This is a genomic window from Bacillus sp. SIMBA_026 (assembly GCF_046535335.1).
Classification (GTDB): domain Bacteria; phylum Bacillota; class Bacilli; order Bacillales; family Bacillaceae; genus Bacillus; species Bacillus velezensis.
In genome coordinates, this window is sequence record NZ_JAWRWX010000417.1 from 1 (window position 1) to 243 (window position 243).

The following is a 243-nucleotide window of genomic DNA, read 5'->3' on the forward strand; positions in this document are numbered from 1 at the left end:
GGTCAAGCTCGATCTCGGCCGGCTCGGGGCGACCTTCAGCGCCTTTCAGATCACCCAGCCCAGCGGCCTGTCGACGGCGAGCCGAACGGGCGGCCTGCCGGTCTTCGGCGTCGATGGCGAGCAGCGCAACCGCGGCCTCGAACTCTACGGCTACGGCGAACTCACCGAGGGGCTGCGGCTGCTGGGCGGTGTGATGGTTCTGGACGCGGTCCAAACCAAGACGGCCGGCGGGGTCAACAACGG

Annotated in this window: 1 pseudogene; it reads left to right on the forward strand. The window is 69.5% G+C overall.

Annotated features, from left to right (window positions below):
* Nucleotides 1-243 (forward strand): annotated as a pseudogene (locus SB847_RS22030) (TonB-dependent siderophore receptor); the annotation flags it as partial.